The organism is Frigoribacterium sp. 2355 (assembly GCF_054060695.1).
Genome location: NZ_JBSSDL010000001.1, coordinates 427478 through 448841, shown reverse-complemented (window position 1 = coordinate 448841; position 21364 = coordinate 427478). Strand labels below are relative to the sequence as shown.

Sequence of the window (21364 nt, the reverse complement as noted above, 5' to 3'; positions counted from 1 at the left end):
GATCGACCAGCGACGACACGATCGTCGCCCTCCCACGAAAGCTGCACTGTGACAGACACCACCACCCTCATCATCCTCGGAGCCAGCGGAGACCTCACCGAGCGTCTGCTGCTCCCCGGCCTCGCGAGCCTGCTCAAGAGCGACCGCGGCGTCGACGTCCAGCTCATCGGCACCGGCCGCAGCGAGCGCAGCCCCGAAGAGTGGGACGACGTCGTGAAGACCGCCTTCAACGGCGACGCCGGCAGCGACCTCGCCAAGAAGACGCTGGCGTCGAGCCGGTACATCCAGGGCGACCCGACCACGGTCGAGCACCTGAAGGCCCTGTTCGAGGCCAGCGAGGGCACGCCGGTCATGTACTTCGCCCTGCCGCCCGCCATCAGCACCAAGGTGATCCAGGCGCTCGCCGAGATCGACCTGCCCGACGGCCTGCGCCTCGCCCTCGAGAAGCCGTTCGGCTCGGACGAAGAGAGCGCCCGCGAGCTCAACGCCGAACTCCTCAAGATCGTCCCCGAGGAGCGCATCCACCGCACCGACCACTTCCTCGGTCGCGCGACGGTCCTCAACATGATCGGCCTGCGCTTCGCCAACCGCCTCTTCGAGCCGGTCTGGAACAGCGAGAACATCGAGAAGGTCGAGATCTTCTACGACGAGGTCCTCGGCCTCGAGGGTCGCGCCCAGTACTACGACAAGGCCGGCGCGCTGATCGACATGATCCAGAGCCACCTGCTGCAGGTGCTCGCCGTCATCGCGATGGACGCCCCGTCGAGCATCGACTCGGTCGAGCTGCGCAGCGAGATCGCCCGCGTCCTGCGCGCGACCTGGGTCAAGGACGCCGACCCGGTCGCCTCGAGCCGTCGCGCCCAGTACGCGGCCGGCACGATCGACGGCAAGGACGTCCCCGCCTACGCCGACGAGGACGGCGTCGACAACGAGCGCCAGACCGAGACCCTCGCCGAGGTCGAGTTCGAGGTCAAGACCCGTCGCTGGGCGGGCGTGCCGTTCATCCTGCGGTCGGGCAAGGGCATGACCAAGATCCGCAAAGAGGTGCTCATCACCTTCAAGCCGGTCCCCGCTCTTCCCGAGGGCCTCAACGGCTCGTCGACGCCCGACACGCTCCGCATCGAGATCAGCCCCGAGACGATGGAGCTCGGCGTGACCACGAACGGCTCGGGCAACCCCTTCGACCTCGAGAAGTCGACGATGTCGGTCACCCTGGGCAAGCCCGAGCTCACGCCCTACGGCGAGGTGCTCAGCGGCATCTTCCACGACGACCCGACGCTCTCGATCCGCGGCGACGTGGCCGAGCGCTGCTGGGCGATCGTCGCTCCCGTGATCGAGGCCTGGAAGGCCGACCAGGTGCCGCTCGACACCTACGCCGCCGGGTCGACCGGTCCGTCGGACTGGCCCGCCTGATCCTGGTCGCGCACTCCTGACCGGCAGACCTCGACGGCCGCCCCGCTCTCCCGAGCAGGGCGGCCGTCGTCGCGTCCGGCAGCCGAGGAGGCGCGGGTCGCGTCACCCGCGGTCGTGCGCCTTCCCGATCGCGTCGGCCGCGCGCACCAGCGCCAGGTGCGACAACGCTTGCGGGGTGTTGCCGACGTGGCGCCCCGTCGCGACCTCGATCTCCTCCGAGAGCATCCCGACGTCGTTGCAGTAGCCGACCAGCCGGTCCATCAGGGCGACGGCGTCGTCGACGCGCCCCGAGGCGGCGTACTGCTCGGCCAGCCAGAACGAGCAGGTCAAGAACGGGTTCTCCGCCCCGTCCAGGCCGTCGATGCCGCTCTCGGTGCGGTAACGCATGAGCAGGCCGTCCTGCAGCAGATCGTGTTCGATGGCGGCGACGGTGCCGAGCATCCGGGGGTCGTCGGCGGCGACGAAGCCGACCTGCGGCAGCTGCAGCAGGGACGCGTCGACCTCGGTCGTGCCGTAGTGCTGGGTGAAGGAGGCGCGGTCGGCGTTCCAGCCGCGGGTCTCGATCTCGGTGCGCACCTCGTCACGCAGCCGGCGCCACCGGTCGACGGGGCCGTCGAGGCCGAACTGCTCGATGCCCTTGATGGCCCGGTCCAGAGCGGCCCAGATCATCACCCTCGAGTGGGTGAAGTGCTGCAACTCGCCGCGGATCTCCCAGATGCCGTTGTCGGGCCGGGTCCAGTTGTCCTCGACGTACTGCATGAGGGCACGCTGCAGGGGCCACGAGTACTCGCTCTCCTCGACGCCGAGCAGGCGGGCTTCGTGCAGGGCCACCATCACCTCGCCGAAGATGTCGCCCTGGTACTGCTGGTACGCGGCGTTCCCGATGCGCACCGGTGAGGCCCCGTCGTAGCCGGGCAGATGCCCGAGTTCGCTCTCGTGCAGGTACCGCTCGCCGGCCAGGCCGTACATGATCTGCACGTCGGCGGGGTCCCCGGCGATGGCACGCAGCAGCCAGCCGCGCCACCGGTCGGCCTCCTCGGCGTATCCGTGCAGGATGAGAGCCTGCAGCGTCATCGACGCGTCACGCAGCCAGACGTAGCGGTAGTCCCAGTTGCGCGAGCCGCCGAACCGTTCGGGCAGGCTCGTGGTCGCCGCGGCGACGATGCCTCCGGTGTCCTCGTTGGTGAGGGCTCGGAGGATCAGGAGCGACCGGTGCACCTCGGGGGCGTAGGCCTCGGGGGCCGAGCAGCGTGAGGCCCACTCCTGCCACCAGGCGACGGTCTCGTCGATGCCGGCCGGCACGTCGAGGGGCGCCGGCGGTTCGCGGTGGGACGGGTACCAGGTGAGGCTGAGGTCGACCGTCTCGCCTGGGGAGACGTCGAACGTCGCCTCGTGCGTGTGGTCGGTGGCGGTCAGCCGGGGGCCGCGGACCACGACGGCGTCGGGCCCGGCCGTGGCGACCAGGGCCGTCTCGTCGCCCTCGGGGATCTGCCGCACCCAGGGGAGGGCCGTCCCGTAGCCGAACCGGATCGCGAGGTCCACGTGCATCGAGACGGTGCCCGAGACCCCGGTCACCCGGCGGACGACGTCGGCCCGCCGGTCGCCGTAGGGCATGAGGTCGGTGACCTCGACCACGCCGGTGGGCGTCGTCCAGCGGGTGACGAGCACGAAGGTGTCGTCGACGTATCGTCGGGTCGAGGTGGCGGCGGCGTCGGAGGGGGCCACGAGCCAGCGTCCGGCGTCGTGGTCGCCGAGCAGGGCACCGAAGGTCGACGCGGAGTCGAAGCGGGGGAGGCAGAGCCAGTCGATGCTGCCGTCGGAGCCGACGAGGCCTCCGGTGTGCAGGTCGCCGATCAGTGCGTAGTTCTCGATGGGCAGGGGCATGCGCTCATCAAACCAGCGCGCCCCAGAGCCGGGATCAGCGTTGCAGCGTCGGATCGGGCCAGAGCGTCTCGACCTTGGGCTTCTGCCGCCGGGTGCGAGCCCAGACGACGAACCCCGCGAGCGTGAAGGCGCCGTAGAAGACGTACATGAACGCCGACGCGTAGTAGCCGGCGCTGAACAACAGGGGAGTGCCGACGAGGTCGACCGCGACCCAGATCAACCAGAACTCGACCCAGCCCTTGGCCATGCCGTAGGTGGCGAGGAGCGACCCGGTGAAGATCCAGGCGTCGGCCCACACGGGTTCGTACGACCCCAGCAGGCGGAACAGGGGGGTCAACGCGGCGGTGCCGCCGACGAGGACGACGACGATCAGCACCCGGTTCTTCCATCCCGCCCAGCGGGGCTCGACGGCCGCGCCGCCGGCGTCGTCGGCGTGCTTCCAGCGGTACCAGCCGTAGATCGACACCACGATGAACATCACCTGGCGTGCGGCCTGCCCGAGCAGGTTCACCGGGTTGGGGGTGTCGAACACCGCGCCGAGGAAGACGGTGAACAGCAGCGCGTTGCCCACGATGCCGATCGGCCAGGCCCAGACCTTGCGCCTCATGCCGCCGAGGGCGCTGAGCAGGCCGAAGACGTTGCCCACCACCTCGCGCCAGAGGATCGTCTGGTCGCCGATGTGCACCTGCGCGTCGAACAACCACAGCAACGGATTCATCGGGAGGCTCTCTTCGGTCGGGGAGGCGGGTGGTGCGGGACCACGGCGTCCCCGGGGCGCAGGGCGCCTGGTGCGTCAACGAGTGTGGCACGGGGGGAATTCCCGACGTCGCACGGCTCACCGGCCACCGTCGTCCGACGGACGCCCCGGGGTCAGGCGAACAGCTGCTGCTCGACCCGGTCGTCGAACACCCCGAGCAGCAACCACGAGTCGCCTCGGCCGTCGAGCGCCAGGTCGAAGGTGCCGTCGACCCGGTGGGCGCCGTCCGTGAGCGGCACGGCGTCGACCCGCCAGACCGTCATCTCGAGCAGGTGCGCGCTCGCCCCGCGTGGTGCCCGGGTCGCCGATCGCCACCAGTCGGTTCGCGTGACCCAGAGCTCGGGCGAACTGACGACGCCGTACACGACCCCCCGCCACTCGAAGCGCAGGGGCGCCCCGTCGGCGGTCGTCTCGACCGGGACCTTCTCGTCCACCCTCATCTGCCGACCTCTCGTTCGAATGTGTGTTCGAACGGAGTCTACGAACCCCCACCGACATCGGCCACCCCCCTGTGCGGGGCCGAGGCCCGGGCGCCGAGGCGCCGGCGTCCTCACCAGCCGGGCAGCGCCTCCTCGACGTGGACGACCGCCTCGCGGGGCAGGCCGGCCTCGTCGGCGAACGATCGCCACCGCCCCACCGCGTCACGCACCTCGTCGACGATGCCCGACGCGTCCCGCACCAGGAAACGGTCCGCCAGGCGCATCACGTCGGCCCGCGAGACGTCACGGAAGACGCCGTCCACCCCCATGAGGTGCTGGTACGTCCACCGCCCGGTCGGGTTGTGCGCGAACGTCACGTCGTACGCGGGCGACAGCCCCCACGACGCCTCGGGCCCCGCCAACAGGAACGACGAGTTCTTCGTGTGGTCGTCGTTGTTGGCCGCCAGCACGTTGAAGACCATCCGGCGGAACGCCTGCGCCATCGCCTCGTCGCCCGACCCCATCCGACGGACGGCGTCGAACAGCTGCCCGTAGTCGTGGGCCTGTCGCTGCCGGAAGTCGAGATGGGCCGCCCCGCACAGCGTGAGGACGTGGGCCTTGCCCTCGGCCCGGCGGTCGAACCGACGCGTCATGAAGTGCGACCGCCCGTTCTCGTCGAGCAACCGGCACTCGGCCATGTCGATCCCCGCCGCCCCCGCCATCAGCGAATACGCGTACTCGACCCGTCCGGCGAGACCTCCCGACCCCAGCTCGGAGTCCGGGCCCACCCCGTCCAGCTTGATCAACCAGTGCTCGAACCCGTCCGGCGCCGCCACCTGGCCCGACCGGATCTCGCCCGTGCCACGATTCCACGCGACCACCGCCTTCGCCCGCGCCCCACCCGCCGACGTCCCCACCTGGATCAACGACCTGATCGCCGACTCCGCCTCGCGGTCGTCGCCGAAGCTGGCGTCCAGCACGCTGCGTGCCCCCTCGACGAGCGCACTCAGTTCGACCGCGCTCGTCGTCCGCTGACGCGGTCCCCGCGCCGGCCGGAACTCCAACGCCCCCATGGCCCGGTCCGCCATGTACGCCAACCGGTCGAGCGGGCTCACCTGCTGCCGTGACACCCCCTGGCGCACCAACCAGGCGTCGATCACCGCATTGCCGAAGTCGTCCGGCATCGCGTCCGCCAGCACGGCGGGCAGGCGATGGAACGTCGCCTCGGGCAACTGCGGGAAGACGTGCCGCCGCGTACGCACCGGCATCGTCAGTGGCGCCAACTCGATGCCGCGCGCCACCCAGTCCGGGTAGTACTCGAAGACGTACGCCCCGATCCCCGGGTCGAGTGCCACGGCCCCCACCCGGAGGCCCCACGCCGTCACCTCGACAGCCCGGACCGGGACCCAGCTCACGAGTCGCCGCCCGGTGATCGTCCGCCCCGCGGGCGATACACCCGACGTCGCGGCTCGTCGCCCGCCGACCGCAGCACGTCGAGCGGGCTGACGGCGCTCGCCGGGGCGATGCCCCCGAGGACGTCGTCGGCGCCGAGGGCCCGCAGGACGCGGACGAGCGTGCGCAACGTACTGCCGCGGCCGGCCTCGAGGGACTGCACCGTGCTGGGGGACAGGTCGGCCCGTCGGGCGAGTTCGAGTTGGTCGAGTCCCCGGTCGAGCCTCAGGCGACGGACCTGCTCGCCGACCTGGCGTTCACGCTCGTCCGTCGACACGAGCGGGGGCACCGGCACTCGTGCGGCCTGGTCGTCGTCGAACACGATGCTCCAATCTCGGGATGATCCACGATAGCAGCCATGTCGACCCACAAAACAGGACTATCCCACTATCACAGGATCACCACGAGCTACCGGGGTCAGTCGATCACGCCGTTGTCGAGGAGTTGTTCCCACAGGCCGGCGCCGTCGGGTGCCGACACCCAGACGACGTCACTGCCCTCGGCGTGTTCCGACCGCGACCGTCCACCGGCCAGCACGGCCTCGCTCGGCGACAGCTGACGGATCGCCACGGCGGCCACGTTCTCGGGGTGGTCGTGCAGGAACGTGCCGTAGAGCTCTTCGTCGTGCTGCCCGTCGTCGCCGACGAGCAGCCACTTGAGTTCGGGGAACTCGTCGGCGAGGCGGCGCAGGGACTCCTGTTTGTGCAGGCGACCGCTGCGGAAGATCCGGTCGTGGGTGGGGCCCCAGTCGGTCAACAGGAGTGCGCCGCTCGGGTACAGGTTGCGGGACAGGAAGCGGGACAGCGTCGGCGCCACGTTCCAGGCGCCCGTCGAGAGGTAGATGACGGGGCACCCGGGGTTCGCCGCGTTCAGGCGCTCGTAGAGCACGGCCATGCCGGGCACCGGGCGCCGGGCGTGCTCGTTGAGCACGAAGGTGTTCCAGGCCGCGAGCAGCGGCCGGGGCAACGAGGTGACCATCACGGTGTCGTCGATGTCCGAGACGATGCCGAACCGCGCCTCCGGATCGATGACGAAGATCGGTGCCTCGACCGGCACGGACCCCTCGGTGCTCAGGGTCGCGACGTGCCAGCCGGGTTCGAGGTCGACGGCGATGCGGGCGTCGAGCACGCCACCGCGGTCGGCCTGGACGCGTTGGACGCGACCGCCGAGCGAGACCTCGACCAGGGCCTTCTCGACGGGCACGCTGGTGAAGCTGCGCCACCCCCGGACGTTGAGGCGGTCCACGCCCGACAGCGTGCCCGTCCGGGTGAGCAGGACGCGGGACAGCACCCGCGCCCATCCGGGAGCGCCGTAGCCGGTGTACGGCACGACGGTGGGCAGGAGGCCGCGGCGTCGGGCTCGCTTCTCGCGGAAGCGGTGGACCGAGTTCTCGATGCGGGCCGCTCGGTGGAGGAAGGGCTCGACGGCGGCGGGCGGTGCCTTGCGGGTGTCGGGCATCCGGTCAGTCTCGCACGATGGGTCGTCGGACGGACGGACGGATGGACCGCCGACGGACCGGATCAGCCGACGGGGGCCAGCAGACCGGGGTGGTCGACCGACGACGAGCCGACCTCGGGGCCGACCTCGTGGTGCAGCAGGCGCGCGGCGATCTCGTCGCTGAGGCCGGCGATGCCCTGCACCAGGTCGTCGTCGCCCTCGGTCTCGGGGTCGAGCCAGTCGTCCATGACGGCGGTGCCGACGAGCACCGGCATGCGGTCGTGCACCTCGGACACCGGACCCGAGGAGGCGCGGGTCAACACGGTCGTCGACAACAGCCACCGAGACGGGGCGCCCACCTCGGCCGACGGGTCTCGCCACCACTCGTAGAGCGCGCCGAACAGCACCACCTCGTCGTCGGGCAGCCGCACGAGGACAGGGCGCTTCGAGCCGTCGGGCAGGGTCTGCCACTCGTACCACCCGGTGGCCGGGACCAGGCCGCGGCGCGAGACCACGGCGTCGCGGAACGACGGCTTCTCGGCGACCGACTCGGACCGTGCGTTGAACAGCGGGGGACCGGAGTCGGGCCCTGCCGAGCCACCGGGCACGAGACCCCACCGCGCCGCGGCGAGCCGTCGGACCGGCGGGCCGCCGGCGTCCTCGCCCCGAGGAGCCGCGTCGACGAGCAGACTCACCGGCCGGGTCGGAGCGATATTCCAGGAAGGCTCTGGGAGAGTGTCTCCTGATACATCGACGTCGAACAGGGCCACCAGGTCGCTCGAGGCGCGTGCCATCACGAATCGTCCGCACATGCGATCCATTCTGGTGGCAGCCGCCGACATCCGGTGACCGCCACCTCGGTCCCCCTTCCGACGTCATCGCACCGTGCCCGACCCCGTCGAGGCATCGCCACGAAACGGAGAAACGTTGCTCGTCACCGACGTCAATGACGCACTGCCCGGGGGTTCACCGCTGCTGAGGAACGAGCCGGTCCAGGCTCGCAGTTCCGCGCGGCTCACCGGGCTGCTCGACGCGGCCGCGGCCATCATCGACGAGATCGGCTACGAGCGTCTGACGACGGCCATGGTCGCCGAGCGGGCGGGCGCCTCGATCGGCACGGTCTACCGCTACTTCCCCGACCGCATCGCCGTCGTCGACGCGCTCGCCCTGCGTTCCGTCCAGCGTCTGACCGTCCGGGTCGACGAGGCCGTGTCCGACGACGCCGTCACCGACTGGCGTCGTGCCGTCGACCTGTTCGTCGACGCCAAGGCCGAGATGTACCGCAGCGAGCCCGGTTTCCGGGCCATCCGTTTCGGCGACGCACCCGACGTGCGCACGCCCGAGACGCGCCAGTACACGAGCCCCCTGGCCGAGCAGCTGCTCGCCGTGCTCGTCGACCACTGCTCGGTGCCGCGCACCGACGAGCTCGAGCTGGGCCTCCAGGTGGCGGTCGAGATCGCGAACGCCCTGTTGGCGCGTGCCTTCATCGACGACGCCGAGGGCGACGGCCGCTTCGTCGACCAGTGCCGCACGGTCCTGACGGGCTACCTCGAGCCCCTCGTCGGCGCGCACTGACCTCGTCGGCCGTGTGACGGCCGGCGTCGGGGGCCCCGGCGGGGTCGATGACGCTTCGTCGGGATCTGTGGTTGGGTGAATGCCCTGGCAAGTGTCGATTCGTGCTGCCCACGAGGAATGAGCCACCCATGATCGAGTTCCGTTCCGTGACGAAGCAGTACCCCGACGGCACCCTGGCGGTGGACGACTTCAGCCTGGTGATCCCGTCCCGGAAGACCACGGTCTTCGTCGGGTCGAGCGGCTGCGGCAAGACGACGATCCTGCGGATGATCAACCGCATGGTCGACCCGACCTCCGGTGTCATCGAGATCGACGGCAAGTCGATCGGCGACCTCGAGCCCGTCGGGCTCCGCCGCAGCATCGGCTACGTCATGCAGAACTCCGGTCTCCTTCCGCATCGCAAGGTCGTCGACAACATCGCGACCGTCCCCGTCCTCAAGGGCACGTCGAAGAAGGTCGCCCGTGACCGCGCCCTCGAGCTCATGGACACGGTCGGTCTCGACCGTGACCTGGCCCAGCGCTACCCGAGCCAGCTGTCCGGTGGGCAGCAACAGCGGGTCGGCGTGGCCCGTGGCCTCGCCGTCGACCCGAACATCCTGCTCATGGACGAGCCCTTCGGTGCCGTCGATCCGCTCGTCCGGTCCGACCTGCAGCAAGAGCTCATCCGGTTGCAGCGCGAACTCGACAAGACCGTCGTCTTCGTCACGCACGACATCGATGAGGCCTTCTACCTCGGCGACCAGGTCGTGATCCTCGAGAAGGGCGGCCAGATCGCCCAGCAGGGCAGCCCCTCCGAGATCCTCTCGGCACCCGCCACCGACTTCGTCGCCGAGTTCATCGGAGCCAACCGGGGCAAGCGTGCCCTCCACGTCGAGCAGACGCCGACCGGGCAGGTGGTGGTGGACGGCGACGGGCGCACCGCCGGGGTGCTGACCGAGTCGGTCCGAGGTGGGCAGGCGTCGTGAACTGGATCTGGTCCAACAGCGACTACATCCTCGACAAGACGATCGTGCACCTCGGCCTGAGCGTGCCGCCGGTCATCCTGGCGTTCGTCATCTCGCTGCCCATCGGCTGGTTCGCGAACCGGTACCGGGTGTCGAGGGGGATACTCACGGTCGCCGGTCTGTTCTACGCGATTCCGTCCTTGCCCCTCCTCATCGCCCTGCCGGTGGTCTTCGGCACCTCGCTGCGGAGTCCCGTCAACATCGTCATCGGCCTCACCCTCTACGGCATCGCCCTCATGGTCCGATCGGTGGCCGACGCCCTCGCCGCCGTCGAGGCCGACGTCACGCAGTCGGCGACGGCCGTGGGCTACTCGTCCTGGCAACGGTTCTGGAGGGTCGAGTTCCCCCTGGCAGGTCCGGTCATGCTCGCCGGTCTGAGGGTCGTCGTGGTGAGCACGGTCAGCCTCGCCACGGTCGGAGGGGTGCTCGGCGTCAACGGTCTGGGACTCCTCTTCATCGACGGCTTCCAGCGCGACATCACCGCCGAGATCGTGGCGGGGATCGTGCTCACCATCGTCATGGCCCTCGTGCTGGACTTCCTGCTCGTGCTCCTCGGGCGGGTCCTCATGCCCTGGAGCCGCAAGGACGCCAAGATCAAGCCCCTCGCTCCCGTCCCGGCCCGCCAGAAGGTCGTGCTGCCGTGAACTTCTTCGTCGAGGCGTTCGCCTGGCTCGCGGACCCGATCCACTGGACGGGTGCCGACGGCATCCCCACGAGGCTGGGCCAGCACCTCTGGTACAGCGCCCTCTCGGTGGTGATCGCCTCGGTGATCGCCGTTCCCGTCGGGTACCTCATCGGACACACCGGCCGTGGTCGCTCGATCGCCGTCTCGATCTCGGGCGGCGCGCGTGCCCTGCCCTCCTTCGGCGTCATCACCCTGATCGCCCTGTCCGTCGGCATCGGCCTCACCGCGCCGATCATCTCGTTCGTCATCCTGGCGATCCCGTCGGTGCTCGCCGGTGCCTACTCGGGGTTCGAGGCCGTCGACCGCAAGACCGTCGACGCCGCACGGGCCGTCGGCATGACCGAGTGGCAGATCATGACGAAGGTCGAGATGCCCCTCGGCCTGCCCCTGTTGATCGGCGGCATCCGGTCCGCCGTCCTCCAGGTCGTCGCGACGGCGACCCTCGCCACCTTCGTCGGCGCGGGCGGTCTCGGCAGCTACATCATCACGGGCCTCCGGGCGAACGACTACCCGAAGATGCTGGCGGGCTCCATCCTCGTCATCGCCCTCGCGGTCGTCCTCGAGATCCTCTTCTCGATCGTCCAGCGCCTCGTCGTCCCCGCCGGGGTCACGGCCGGGCGCCCCACCGACATCCGCTCCAGGGCCGTCCGGCCCGGGGCGGTCACGGCAACACCCCTCACGAAAGGCACACAGTGATCACAGCGAACAAGAAAGGCCGGCTCACCGTTCTCGGCGCAGTCGCGATCGGGGCCATGGTGGCCCTGGCAGGGTGCGCGTCGAGCGACCCGCTGAGCTCCGGCGACTCGTCGGCGTCGAGCGACGGCGACACGCTCGTCATCGGCTCGCAGCAGTACTACTCGAACGAGATCATCGCCGAGCTGTACGCCCAGGCCCTCGAGGCCAAGGGCTACACGGTCGACCGTCAGTACCAGATCGGTCAGCGCGAGGTCTACCTGCCCGAGCTCGAGTCCGGCAAGATCGACGTCTTCCCCGAGTACACCGGCAACCTGTTGCAGTACTATGACAAAGACGAGACCGCCAAGTCGCCCGAAGAGGTCGAGACGGCCCTCGCCGCCGCGTTGCCTTCCGGTCTGACCGCGTTGAAGGCCGCCGCGGCGTCCGACCAGGACAGCTACAACGTGACGAAGGAGTTCTCCGAGGACAACGACATCACGAGCCTGGCCGACCTCAAGGACTACTCCGGCACGCTGACGTTGGGTGCTCCGCCCGAGAACGCCGAACGTCCCTACGGCCCTCCCGGGTTGAAGAGCATCTACGGTGTCGACGTCACCTCGACGCCGATCGACGACGGCGGTGGCCCGTTGACGGTCAAGGCCCTGACCGACGGCAGCATCCAGCTGGCCGACATCTACACGGCCAGCCCGTTGATCGCCGAGAACGACCTCGTCACCCTGGAAGACCCCGAGAACATGATCCTGCCGCAGAACGTGGTGCCGATCGTGTCCGACAAGGTCGACTCCGACGCGCAGGACGTCATCGACAGCGTCGACGAGGTCCTGAGCGCCTCCGACCTGCAGAAGCTCAACTCGAAGAGCCAGACCGACAAGGAGTCCTCGGCCACCATCGCCAAGGACTACCTGACCGAGAAGGGCCTGCTCGACAGCTAGGCCCCCTCGTCGAGAGCCCCGTTCCGTCCGCGGAACGGGGCTCTCCGTCGTCCGGGCCTCGCCCGGAGGGCGACCCCGAGGAGGCGCGGGTCAGGACGCCCCGTCGCCCGCGTCCCCGTCGGGGCGTGTCATGTGGCGCTCCTCGCGGTGGTGCAGGACCTTCTTCACGACGACGACCAGCAGGACGAACGCGACGATGATGCCGACGAAGACGTACCCGGCCTGGTGCAGTCGGTCCGCCAGCTCGCGGTAGCCGCCCGCGGCCGCCGCGCCGACGGAGACGTAGGCGAGGGCCCAGAGGAGGCAGGCGGGGGCCGTCCAGGTGAGGAACGTCCGGTAGCGCATGGGGCTCGTGCCCACCGTCAACGGGATGAGCGAGTGCAGAACCGGCAGGAACCTCGAGACGAAGACGGCGATGCCGCCCCGTCGCGCGAGGTAGTTCTCGGCCCGGACCCAATTCGCCTCGCCGAGGCGTCGTCCGAGCGCGCTCGCGCGGATCCTCGGTCCGAAGAACCGGCCGAGGGCGAACCCGATGCTCTCGCCCACCAGGGCGCCGAGGACGAGGGCGACCACGAGCGCACCGAACTCGAAGGGTGACCCCACCGCCGTGGCCGACACGATCGCCACCGTGTCGCCCGGCACGATCAGGCCGAGCAGCACCGACGTCTCGAGCACCATGGCGATGCCGGCCAGCACCGTCCTCAGCACGGGATCGACGGACTGCACCAGGTCGAGCAGGGTCGTCAGCACGTCGTTCACCCGCCCGAGCCTATTCACAGCGAGTGCACGGCGCCCGGGTGCCCTAAACGACAGGTGTCGTTCATCTCCGGATCTAGGCTCGTCACGTCCCGACGGTGCGACGCACGACCACCACCACCATCCGAGGGAGAAGGCACATCCCGATGAACGAGCTGCTCGACCCGCTGCTGTTGTCCCGCTGGCAGTTCGGGCTCACCACGATCTACCACTTCCTGTTCGTGCCCCTCACGATCGGCATGGCCTTCACGGTGGCGGTCTTCCAGACGGCCTGGGTGCGCACCGGCCGCGTCCACTACCTGCAGCTGACCCAGTTCTTCGGCAAGATCTTCCTGATCAACTTCGCCATGGGCGTCGTGACCGGCATCGTCCAGGAGTTCCAGTTCGGCATGAACTGGTCCGACTACTCGCGGTTCGTCGGCGACGTGTTCGGCGCCCCGCTCGCGCTCGAGGGCCTGCTCGCGTTCTTCCTCGAGGCGACCTTCATCGGCATCTGGATCTTCGGCTGGGACAAGGTGCCGCCGAAGCTCCACCTGCTGAGCATCTGGGGTGCGACGGTCGGCAGCATCCTCTCGGCGTACTTCATCATCGCCGCGAACGCCTTCATGCAGAACCCGGTCGGCTACGACATCAACGAGGAGAAGGGGCGGGCCGAGCTCACGAGCATCTGGGAGGTGCTGACCAACAAGGTCGCCCTCGCCGCGTTCCCGCACACGATCTTCGCCTGCTTCATGGTCTCGGCCGCGGTCATCGTCGCCGTCGCCGCCTGGCACCTCTCGCGCAACCAGCACCTCGAGACGATGCGACCGGCCCTGCGGTTCGGTCTCTGGACGATGGTGGCCGCCGGCGCGCTCACCTTCATCACGGGCGACCAGCTGGGTCTCGCCATGGTCGAGACCCAGCCGATGAAGATGGCGGCCGCGGAGGCCCTGTACAAGACCAGCACCGGCGCCGACGCCTCGTTCTCGATCTTCACCCTGGGCACGCCCGACGGGGTGCACGAGCTCTTCAGCATCCGGGTGCCGTACCTGCTGTCGTTCCTGTCGACGCACACCTTCGACGGCACGGTCGAGGGCATCAACGACCTCCAGGCGCAGTACGTGCAGCTCTACGGTCCGGGGGACTACACCCCGATCATCTGGGTCACCTACTGGTCCTTCCGCTGGATGATGGGCCTCGGCATGGTCGGCGTGCTCGTCTCGCTCGTCGGCCTCTGGATCACCCGCAAAGGACGCCTGCCGCAGAACAGGTGGGTCTGGCGGGCCGCGGTCTTCAGCTACCCGATGCCCCTCCTCGCCATGATCGTCGGCTGGGTCTTCACCGAGATGGGTCGACAGCCCTGGCTCGTCTTCGGGCTGCTGAAGACCGAGGACGGCGTCTCGCCGGGCGTCACCGGCCTGACGGTGCTCATCTCGCTCGTCGCCTTCACGCTGATCTACGGCACGCTCGCGGTCGTCGAGTTCAAGCTCATCGTCAGGGCCGCCCAGAAGGGGCCGGCCGACGCCCCCGAGCCCGACCCCGTGTCGGGCGAGATCCGCCACGAGGCGACGGTCTACTGATGCCCACCACCCCCACCGAACCGATGCGAGAAAGGCTCTGACCATGGACCTCCCCACCCTCTGGTTCGTGATCCTCGGGTTCTTCTTCGTCGGCTACTTCGTGCTCGACGGCTTCGACTTCGGGGTCGGCATGTCCCTGCCCTTCCTCGGCCGCGACGACACCGACCGGCGCGTGCTGATCAACACCATCGGTCCGGTCTGGGACCTCAACGAGACCTGGGTCATCGTCGCCGGTGCGTTCCTGTTCGCGGCCTTCCCCGAGTGGTACGCCACGCTGTTCAGCGGCTTCTACCTCCTGATGCTGCTCATCCTGCTGGCCCTGATCGCGCGGGGCGTCTCGTTCGAGTACCGCCACCAGCGTCCCGAGTCCTCGTGGAAGCGCCGCTTCGACCTCATGATCGTCGTCGGCTCGGCCGTGCCGGCGTTCGTCTGGGGGCTGGTGTTCGCCAACGTCGTGCAGGGCGTGCCGCTCGACGAGGGGCACGACTACACCGGGACGTTGGTCGACCTGTTGAACCCCTACGCCCTGCTGGGCGGTCTCACGACCCTGCTGCTCTTCTTCACGCACGGCGTCGTGTTCGTCACGCTCAAGACCGAGGGGGCGATCCGTGACCGGGCCCGGCGCCTGGCCACCCGCGCGGGGCTCGTGACGATCGTCGTCGCGGCGTCCTTCCTGGTCCTGACCTCGCTGATGCACGGGACCCTCGCCTCGGTGGTCCTCTCGGCCGGGGCCGCCGTCAGCCTGATCGCCTCGTTCGTCGCGAACCTGCGCGGTCGCGAGGGCCGGTCCTTCGGCCTCATGGCCCTCACGATCGCCCTGGCGGTGTCGAGCCTGTTCGCCGCGCTCTTCCCCTGGGTGATGCCGGCGAGCAACGATCCGGCGAACGGTCTCACGATCGCCAACGCGTCGAGCTCGACCTACACCCTGACGATCATGAGCTGGGTGGCCCTCGTCTTCGTCCCGCTCATCCTCGGCTACCAGGGCTTCACCTACTGGATCTTCCGCAAGCGGATCACCCGGGCTACCATCCCGGCCGCGCACTGAGGTGACGTCCGTGAAGCCGCTCGACCCGCGCCTCCTGCGCTACGCCTCCGCCGCCCGGGTGTTCCTGGGGCTCGGTGCCGTGCTCGGCCTCGGGCAGACCCTCGCGATCGTCGCCGTGGCCTGGTTCACGACGACGGCCGTGGTCCAGGTCGTCGACGGGCGCGTCTCCGGGCTCTCGACCGCCCTGTTGGGGCTGGGGGTCTCGGTGGCGGCACGATCGCTCGTCGCCTGGGCCCTCGAGGTGACGGCCGCGCGGGCCGCGGCGCAGGTCAAGAGCCAGCTGCGGGCCCGGGTCGTCCGCGCGGTCGCCGACCGGGGGCGCGCCTGGGTCGACCGCCACTCCTCGGCGCGCGTCGCGACGCTCGTCGGCCCCGGGCTCGACGCCCTCGACGAGTACTTCGCGCGCTACCTGCCGCAGCTGGTGCTGACGGCCCTGGCGACGCCCCTGCTGATCGTCGTCATGGCGCTCCACGACTGGTTGTCGGCCTTGATCGTCGTGCTGACCCTGCCGTTGATCCCCGTCTTCATGGTCCTGATCGGGTGGATCACGCGGGCCGCCCAGACCCGGCAGTGGGACCGCCTGACGCACCTCGCCTCGTCGTTCGCCGACGCCGTGGGCGGGGCGTCGACGCTCAAGGCCTTCGGTCGCGAGCGGCGCCAGGTCGAGCGGATCGGTCGCATCACCGACGACTACCGGGTCCAGACGGTCACGGTGCTGCGCGTGTCTTTCCTCAGCGGCTTCGTGCTCGAGCTCGCGGCGTCGCTGTCCGTCGCACTCGTCGCCGTGTCCATCGGCATCCGGCTCGTCGAGGGGTCGCTGGGGCTGACCGCCGGGCTGTTCGTGCTGTTGCTCACCCCCGAGGCCTACCTGCCCCTCCGCCAGGTCGGAGCCAACTACCACGCCGCGGCCGACGGGGTCGCGGCGGCCGACGACGTCTTCGAGCTGCTGGACGACGAGGACGGCGACGTCACGCCACGGTCGTCCCGGGCGACGACCGACGCCGATCCGGCCGCGGCCCTCCCCGGGGCCGACGCGCTCGTCGTCGACCGGGTGTCGGTCGGCCGAGGAGGCGCGGTGCGGCTGGCCGAGACCTCCTTCGTCGCCGAGACGGGTCGCGTCACCGCGGTCGTCGGCCCGAGCGGTGCCGGGAAGTCCACCTTGCTCGACGCCGTGCTGGGGCTCGAGCCGTGCGAGGGACGGGTCGTCTGGCGTTCGTCGGGCCGCGCGCCCGCCCGCCACGAGATCGCCTGGTCGGGCCAGTCCGCCCAGTTGTCGTCCGGCACCGTCGCCGAGAACGTCGGCCTCGGCGACGAGGACGGCCCCGACACCGAGGCGGTCGTCCGCGCCCTCGACCTGGCCGGCGCGGCCGGCCTCGACCCGGCGCTCGTGCTCGGGGCCGGCGGCGAGGGGCTGTCCGGCGGCCAGGCGCAGCGGGTGTCGGTGGCCCGGGCGCTGTACCGGCTCGACCGGGTCGGGGCGCGCCTCCTGCTGGTCGACGAGCCCTCGTCCGCCCTCGACCGGGTCACCGAGGCCCGGGTCGTCGAGGGCCTCCGTCGCATCGCGGCCACGGGCGTCGCCGTGGTCGTCGTCACGCACCGCCGCGCCGTGAGCGACGCGGCCGACGTCGTCGTCCCGATCGGAGGCCCCTCGTGACCCGCTCGTTGCTCCGCACGGCTCAGCCCGCCGGGCGCCGCGCCGCCCCCGGCCTGGTCTTCGGGTCGCTGAGCGCCCTCTCGGCGGTGGCCTTGCTCGCGGCGTCGGCGTACCTCATCACGCGGGCCGCCGAGCAGCCGCCGATCCTCTACCTCTCGCTCGCCGTCGTGGGCGTCCGCGCGTTCGCCCTGACCCGCGCGGTCTTCCGCTACCTCGAACGGCTGTCGAGCCACGACGCGGCCTTCCGTCAGCTGGCCGTGGTCCGCACCGAGCTCTACCGCCGACTGATCCGCGTGGCCCCGGCGGGTCTCGGCCGCACCGATCGCGGCGACCTGCTGGCGCGCGTCGTCGGTGACGTCGACGCCCTGCAGGACCTGCCCCTCCGGGTCGTGCAGCCGCTCGTGGTGTCGGGCCTGACCTCGGTCGTCGCGGTGGTCGGCGTCGCCCTCGTGTCGCCGATGGCGGCGGTCGTCCTGGCAGGCGCACTCGTCGTCGCGTTCGTCGTCGGCTGCGTCGCCGCGGACCGGCTCGCCCGCCGCAGTGAACGCACCCTCGCCGACCGTCGGGGGGCCCTCTCGGCCGCCGTCGTCGACCTCGTGCAGAACCTCGACGTGCTCGTCGCGTTCGAGGCGGTGGACCGCCAGCTCGCCCGGGTCGCTCGACTCGACGACGACCTGCGCCGCGCCTCCTCGCGTCGGGCCCTGACCGGGGGCGTGGTCGCCGCCGTGCTCTCGGCGCTGTCGGGTGCCGCCGTGCTCGCGACGATCCCCGTCGTGGCGCCCGACGTCGCCTCGGGCGGGCTGACCGGTCCCGCCTTCGCGCTGGTCGCCCTCGTGCCCCTCGCCGTCTTCGAGGTCGTCGGTGCCGTCCCCACGGCCGTGCTGGCCTGGCGTCGCGTGCGGGCGAGCGGTGACCGCGTCGACTCGGCGGTGCCGGTCGACGTGCCGGCCGGCGTCGTCGACGACGACCACGTGTCCGGCGAGGCGGACGTCACCGCCTCCGACCCTCTCCGAGCCCACGCGCCCGCCGTGCCGGCCTCCGTGCCCGCGCTTCGCCTGCGAGGGGTCTCGGCGACCTGGCCGGGGGCGGCGGGCCCCGCGCTCCGCGGCGTCGACCTCGACGTGGCCGTCGGCGACCGCCTCGTGGTCGAGGGGCCGAGCGGCGCCGGCAAGACCACGCTGGCGTGGGTGCTGGCCCGCTTCGTCGAGCACACGGGTCGCTACGAGGTCGGGGGAGTCGACACGGCGATCCTCGCCCCGGCCGCCGTCCGGGCCACGGTCGGCCTGATCGAGCAGACGCCCTACCTCTTCGACGAGTCCCTGCGGCAGAACCTGCTCTTCGCCCGCGACACGGCCACCGACGACGACCTGCTCGCGGTCCTGGACCGCGTCGGGCTGGGCCGCTGGGCCGCCGAGCGCGGCGGGCTCGACGCACCGGTGGGCGAGCGCGGCGTCCTCGTCTCGGGTGGTCAGGCCCAGCGCATCTCGCTCGCGCGTGCCCTCCTGCGGGGGTTCCCGGTGCTCGTGCTCGACGAGCCGACGGCCGGACTCGACGCCGAGACCTCCCGTCGGCTCGTGCACGACGTCCTGACCACCGCCCGCGACGACGGCTCGACGGTCGTCGTGATCTCGCACGTCGAGGTGCCGGCCGAGCTGGTGACGCGGCGCGTGCGCCTCGAGGCGGGCCGCCTCGGCGAGGTCGAGGTCGGGGTCGAGGTCGGGTCCGAGGTCGGGTCCGACGTCACGCCCGACGACGGGGCCGGCGCCTGACGCGTCGAGCCACCGATCGCGTCCCGGTGGGGTCAGCCGTCGACCGGTCGTCGCAGGCGGTCGAGTCGGCCGTGCCAGAGCGCCAGGCGCCCCGGCTCCTCGGCGGGTGCCGGGCCGTCGATCCAACCGGTGACGATGCGGATGCCGTGCAGTGCGCCGAGGCTCCAGACCTCGAACCCGTCGAGCTCGTCCGGCCGGGTGCGATCGTGCAGCACGTCCACGCCGAGGACGGCGGCCAGCGTCGTCAGGCTGCGGACCGTGACGCCCGGGAGGCGCGGCAGGTCGTCCGACGGGAGGCAGAGGGCGTCCCCGCGCCACCAGACGATCGAGCTCCAGGCGCCTTCGACGACGTGCCCCTCGGGCGAGAGCAGCACGGCCTCGCCGGCCCCTCGGGACCGCGCCTCGGAGACGAGCGAGCCGAGGGCGGCGAGGTCGGGCCCCTTGACCGTCGGTCGTGTGCGGGGGTCCCCGTCGGCCGTGGCGAGGACGACCGAGCGGTGACGCGGGGGAGCGGTACGGAGGCGCAACCGCAACCGCAGCCGTGCCCGGTCGCCGTCCTCCGCTCCGTCGCCCGCGACGAGCTCGACGCGGGGGAACCAGGCTCCTGCCCGGGGGAGGACCGCGAGGGCCGCCGTCCAGAACGCCGACACCTCGTCCGCGTCGGGCGCCCCGGGCACCTCGGCGACCGACCCGGCGAACCGGTCGCGGTGCACGTCGAGCGCCAGCACCGAGCCGTCGTCGACCAGCCACGAGTCCGCCACGAGGAGGCGCGGGTCGGCGTCCGCCGCCCCTCCGCCCCCGCGCGTCGCCAGCTCGTCGCCCTGCCAGACGTGCAGCACGTCACCACCCGGCCGCTCGCCACTCATCGGGTCGGGTCTCCGCTCATAAGATCAAGGGTATGCGTCCCGCGGTCGTCCGTTCCTCCCTGCCGTGGCGCGACCCCGAGGCCGTCGTCCGGCACCTGGCCGCGACCGGCGACGTGGTCTGGCGCGACGCCGGGGTGGGCGCCGTGCGGGGCCGCTCGGTCGTCGGGTGGGGTCGGGCCGCGACGGGCGACGTCCGCGACGGCGGCGCCGACCGGCTCTGGCAGGCGGTGCGTGACGACCTGGTCGACGTCGAGCCCGACAGCCATCCGCTCGGTTGGGCCGGCTGGCTCGGCTACGGCTTCGGCTGCCGGCTGCTCGACCGCGACGCCACCGAGGGGCACCGGCCGGCAGCCACCGCCTCCACCGTCGCCGCCGACGGGGACCCCGCCGACCTCGCCCTGCTCGACGTCGACCGTGCCCTGGTCTTCGACCACGCCGCACGCTCGGTCGAGGCCGTCGCGCGGGCCGGCGACCCGTGGGCACCCTCCCTGGTCGAGGCCTGGGCCGACGTGCCGCCCGAGCCTCCGGTGCCCGGGCCGACCCGCGCCTCCTCGGGGGGCACCGCCCCGCCCACCGCCCGCTGGCGGCACCGCCCCGACGAGTACCTCGACCTGATCGAGGGGTGTCGGCGGGCCATCGCGTCCGGCGAGGCGTACCAGCTCTGCCTGACCACGGCCGTCGACGTCGTGGGGCCGGTGGACGCGCTCGAGGCCTTCGCGCGCCTCCGTCGGTCCTCGCCGGCGCCGCACGCGTCGTTCGTGCGCATCGGCGACGTGGCCGTCGTCGGGGCGTCGCCCGAGTCGTTCGTCGAGGTGACGGCCGACGGCCGGGTGTCGTCGGCGCCGATCAAGGGCACGCGACGCCGCGGGTCGGGCGCCGACGACACGGTGCTCGCGCGCGAGCTCGTCGAGAGCGAGAAGGAGCGCGCCGAGAACGTCATGATCGTCGACCTGGTCCGCAACGACCTCGCCCGGGTGGCCCTGCTCGGCACGGTCGAGGTGTCCGAGCTGCTCGCCGTGCACTCGTACGAGCACGTCCACCAGCTCGTCAGCACGGTGCGGGCCCGTCTCGGGGCGGGGTGCACCGCGGCCGACGTCGTCGAGGCGGCCTTCCCCGCCGGGTCGATGACCGGTGCCCCGAAGCGACGGGCCGTCGAACTGCTCGCCGACCTCGAAGGAGCGCCCCGGGGGGTCTACTCGGGCGCGACCGGCTGGCTCGGGCGCGACGGCTCGGCGAGCCTGGCGATGACCATCCGCTCGATCGTCGTCCACGGGGCCCGGGCGGCGGGTGCGGGACGGCCCGCGCGACCGGCGGGTGCTCGCGTCGGGGTGGGCGGCGGCATCACCATCTCGTCGGTGCCGGTCGACGAACGCGACGAGGTCGAGCTCAAGGCGGCGGCCCTGCTCGCCGTGCTCGGCGTCCGTACCGCCGACGGGGCCCCGGTCCGCATGTCGTGACGGC

20 protein-coding genes are annotated in these 21364 nt (G+C 71.3%); 11 read left to right on the top strand and 9 right to left on the bottom strand.

Going from position 1 to position 21364, the window contains the following annotated elements; genetic code table 11:
- The first annotated feature begins 48 nt into the window (after window positions 1-48).
- Window positions 49-1413: a glucose-6-phosphate dehydrogenase gene (locus ACVJ1F_RS02105; protein WP_056045748.1), complete on the top strand. Its 1365-nt coding sequence runs from the start codon at window positions 49-51 to the stop codon at window positions 1411-1413.
- A 102-nt stretch (window positions 1414-1515) separates the two neighbouring features.
- Here ACVJ1F_RS02105 and ACVJ1F_RS02100 read toward each other — a convergent pair whose 3' ends face one another.
- The 7 genes from ACVJ1F_RS02100 to ACVJ1F_RS02070 all read right to left on the bottom strand — a co-directional run bounded on the left by ACVJ1F_RS02100 (window position 1516) and on the right by ACVJ1F_RS02070 (window position 8174).
- Window positions 1516-3297 (bottom strand): glycoside hydrolase family 15 protein, encoded by a 1782-nt coding sequence (locus ACVJ1F_RS02100; protein WP_456884377.1) that lies wholly within the window; start codon window positions 3295-3297, stop codon window positions 1516-1518.
- A gap of 34 nt (window positions 3298-3331) precedes the next feature.
- Window positions 3332-4015 carry a nicotinamide riboside transporter PnuC gene (pnuC, locus tag ACVJ1F_RS02095; protein WP_159824818.1) on the bottom strand — a complete coding sequence of 228 codons (684 nt, stop codon included), beginning with the start codon at window positions 4013-4015 and terminating at the stop codon, window positions 3332-3334.
- 152 nt (window positions 4016-4167) lie between these two features.
- Window positions 4168-4494, bottom strand: a complete 327-nt coding sequence (locus ACVJ1F_RS02090) for a DUF6504 family protein (RefSeq protein WP_055972315.1) — start codon at window positions 4492-4494, stop codon at window positions 4168-4170.
- Window positions 4495-4604: 110 nt separating this feature from the next.
- Window positions 4605-5858: a type II toxin-antitoxin system HipA family toxin gene (locus tag ACVJ1F_RS02085; protein WP_456884545.1), complete on the bottom strand. Its 1254-nt coding sequence runs from the start codon at window positions 5856-5858 to the stop codon at window positions 4605-4607.
- Between the two features lie 26 nt (window positions 5859-5884).
- A complete protein-coding gene (locus tag ACVJ1F_RS02080) occupies window positions 5885-6247 on the bottom strand; it encodes a helix-turn-helix domain-containing protein (RefSeq protein ID WP_056045735.1) in 363 nt (120 codons plus the stop codon).
- Between the two features lie 95 nt (window positions 6248-6342).
- Complete coding sequence (locus ACVJ1F_RS02075) at window positions 6343-7383, bottom strand: App1 family protein (RefSeq protein ID WP_056045734.1); 1041 nt, start codon at window positions 7381-7383, stop codon at window positions 6343-6345.
- A gap of 62 nt (window positions 7384-7445) precedes the next feature.
- Entirely contained in the window at window positions 7446-8174 is a 729-nt protein-coding gene (locus ACVJ1F_RS02070; protein WP_456884374.1) for an SOS response-associated peptidase, read from the bottom strand.
- Between the two features lie 115 nt (window positions 8175-8289).
- On the opposite strand from ACVJ1F_RS02070, the gene ACVJ1F_RS02065 reads away from it, so the two are divergent.
- The 5 genes from ACVJ1F_RS02065 to ACVJ1F_RS02045 all read left to right on the top strand — a co-directional run bounded on the left by ACVJ1F_RS02065 (window position 8290) and on the right by ACVJ1F_RS02045 (window position 12254).
- A complete protein-coding gene (locus ACVJ1F_RS02065) occupies window positions 8290-8937 on the top strand; it encodes a TetR/AcrR family transcriptional regulator (RefSeq protein ID WP_056045731.1) in 648 nt (215 codons plus the stop codon).
- Window positions 8938-9065: 128 nt separating this feature from the next.
- Complete coding sequence (locus ACVJ1F_RS02060) at window positions 9066-9902, top strand: ABC transporter ATP-binding protein (RefSeq protein ID WP_159824824.1); 837 nt, start codon at window positions 9066-9068, stop codon at window positions 9900-9902.
- Window positions 9899-10585 carry an ABC transporter permease gene (locus tag ACVJ1F_RS02055; RefSeq protein ID WP_456884371.1) on the top strand — a complete coding sequence of 229 codons (687 nt, stop codon included), beginning with the start codon at window positions 9899-9901 and terminating at the stop codon, window positions 10583-10585. Before ACVJ1F_RS02060 ends, ACVJ1F_RS02055 begins: the two co-directional genes overlap by 4 nt.
- Window positions 10582-11322 carry an ABC transporter permease gene (locus ACVJ1F_RS02050; protein ID WP_056045720.1) on the top strand — a complete coding sequence of 247 codons (741 nt, stop codon included), beginning with the start codon at window positions 10582-10584 and terminating at the stop codon, window positions 11320-11322. Before ACVJ1F_RS02055 ends, ACVJ1F_RS02050 begins: the two co-directional genes overlap by 4 nt.
- Window positions 11319-12254 (top strand): ABC transporter substrate-binding protein, encoded by a 936-nt coding sequence (locus ACVJ1F_RS02045; RefSeq protein WP_456884369.1) that lies wholly within the window; start codon window positions 11319-11321, stop codon window positions 12252-12254. Before ACVJ1F_RS02050 ends, ACVJ1F_RS02045 begins: the two co-directional genes overlap by 4 nt.
- A 90-nt stretch (window positions 12255-12344) precedes the next feature.
- On the opposite strand, the gene ACVJ1F_RS02040 is transcribed toward ACVJ1F_RS02045, so the two are convergent.
- Entirely contained in the window at window positions 12345-13013 is a 669-nt protein-coding gene (locus ACVJ1F_RS02040) for a DedA family protein (protein WP_456884368.1), read from the bottom strand.
- A 143-nt stretch (window positions 13014-13156) separates the two neighbouring features.
- On the opposite strand from ACVJ1F_RS02040, the gene ACVJ1F_RS02035 reads away from it, so the two are divergent.
- Genes ACVJ1F_RS02035 through cydC form a run of 4 tightly spaced genes read left to right on the top strand, consistent with a single transcriptional unit; the run spans window position 13157 to window position 19037 of the window.
- Entirely contained in the window at window positions 13157-14569 is a 1413-nt protein-coding gene (locus tag ACVJ1F_RS02035; RefSeq protein WP_456884367.1) for a cytochrome ubiquinol oxidase subunit I, read from the top strand.
- Between the two features lie 43 nt (window positions 14570-14612).
- The gene (gene cydB / locus ACVJ1F_RS02030) at window positions 14613-15614 is read left to right on the top strand and encodes a cytochrome d ubiquinol oxidase subunit II (RefSeq protein WP_456884365.1); all 1002 of its coding nucleotides are present in this window, start codon (window positions 14613-14615) and stop codon (window positions 15612-15614) included.
- Between the two features lie 10 nt (window positions 15615-15624).
- Window positions 15625-17268, top strand: a complete 1644-nt coding sequence (cydD, locus tag ACVJ1F_RS02025) for a thiol reductant ABC exporter subunit CydD (RefSeq protein ID WP_456884364.1) — start codon at window positions 15625-15627, stop codon at window positions 17266-17268.
- A complete protein-coding gene (cydC, locus tag ACVJ1F_RS02020) occupies window positions 17265-19037 on the top strand; it encodes a thiol reductant ABC exporter subunit CydC (RefSeq protein ID WP_456884363.1) in 1773 nt (590 codons plus the stop codon). The genes cydD and cydC overlap by 4 nt, the downstream gene beginning before the upstream one ends.
- A 32-nt stretch (window positions 19038-19069) precedes the next feature.
- Here cydC and ACVJ1F_RS02015 read toward each other — a convergent pair whose 3' ends face one another.
- Entirely contained in the window at window positions 19070-19903 is an 834-nt protein-coding gene (locus ACVJ1F_RS02015; protein WP_456884362.1) for an aminotransferase class IV, read from the bottom strand.
- Between the two features lie 32 nt (window positions 19904-19935).
- On the opposite strand from ACVJ1F_RS02015, the gene ACVJ1F_RS02010 reads away from it, so the two are divergent.
- The gene (locus tag ACVJ1F_RS02010; protein ID WP_456884360.1) at window positions 19936-21360 is read left to right on the top strand and encodes an anthranilate synthase component I family protein; all 1425 of its coding nucleotides are present in this window, start codon (window positions 19936-19938) and stop codon (window positions 21358-21360) included.
- The last annotated feature ends 4 nt before the right edge of the window (window positions 21361-21364 follow it).

What these genes read in the sequence shown, in the direction of transcription:
- ACVJ1F_RS02100 (WP_456884377.1), bottom strand. Translation starts at nt 3,297, where the DNA reads ATGCCCCTGCCCATCGAGAACTACGCACTGATCGGCGACCTGCACACC.
- pnuC (WP_159824818.1), bottom strand. Translation starts at nt 4,015, where the DNA reads ATGAATCCGTTGCTGTGGTTGTTCGACGCGCAGGTGCACATCGGCGAC.
- ACVJ1F_RS02090 (WP_055972315.1), bottom strand. Translation starts at nt 4,494, where the DNA reads ATGAGGGTGGACGAGAAGGTCCCGGTCGAGACGACCGCCGACGGGGCG.
- ACVJ1F_RS02075 (WP_056045734.1), bottom strand. Translation starts at nt 7,383, where the DNA reads ATGCCCGACACCCGCAAGGCACCGCCCGCCGCCGTCGAGCCCTTCCTC.
- ACVJ1F_RS02070 (WP_456884374.1), bottom strand. Translation starts at nt 8,174, where the DNA reads ATGTGCGGACGATTCGTGATGGCACGCGCCTCGAGCGACCTGGTGGCC.
- ACVJ1F_RS02060 (WP_159824824.1), top strand. Translation starts at nt 9,066, where the DNA reads ATGATCGAGTTCCGTTCCGTGACGAAGCAGTACCCCGACGGCACCCTG.
- ACVJ1F_RS02035 (WP_456884367.1), top strand. Translation starts at nt 13,157, where the DNA reads ATGAACGAGCTGCTCGACCCGCTGCTGTTGTCCCGCTGGCAGTTCGGG.
- cydB (WP_456884365.1), top strand. Translation starts at nt 14,613, where the DNA reads ATGGACCTCCCCACCCTCTGGTTCGTGATCCTCGGGTTCTTCTTCGTC.
- ACVJ1F_RS02015 (WP_456884362.1), bottom strand. Translation starts at nt 19,903, where the DNA reads ATGAGTGGCGAGCGGCCGGGTGGTGACGTGCTGCACGTCTGGCAGGGC.
- ACVJ1F_RS02010 (WP_456884360.1), top strand. Translation starts at nt 19,936, where the DNA reads ATGCGTCCCGCGGTCGTCCGTTCCTCCCTGCCGTGGCGCGACCCCGAG.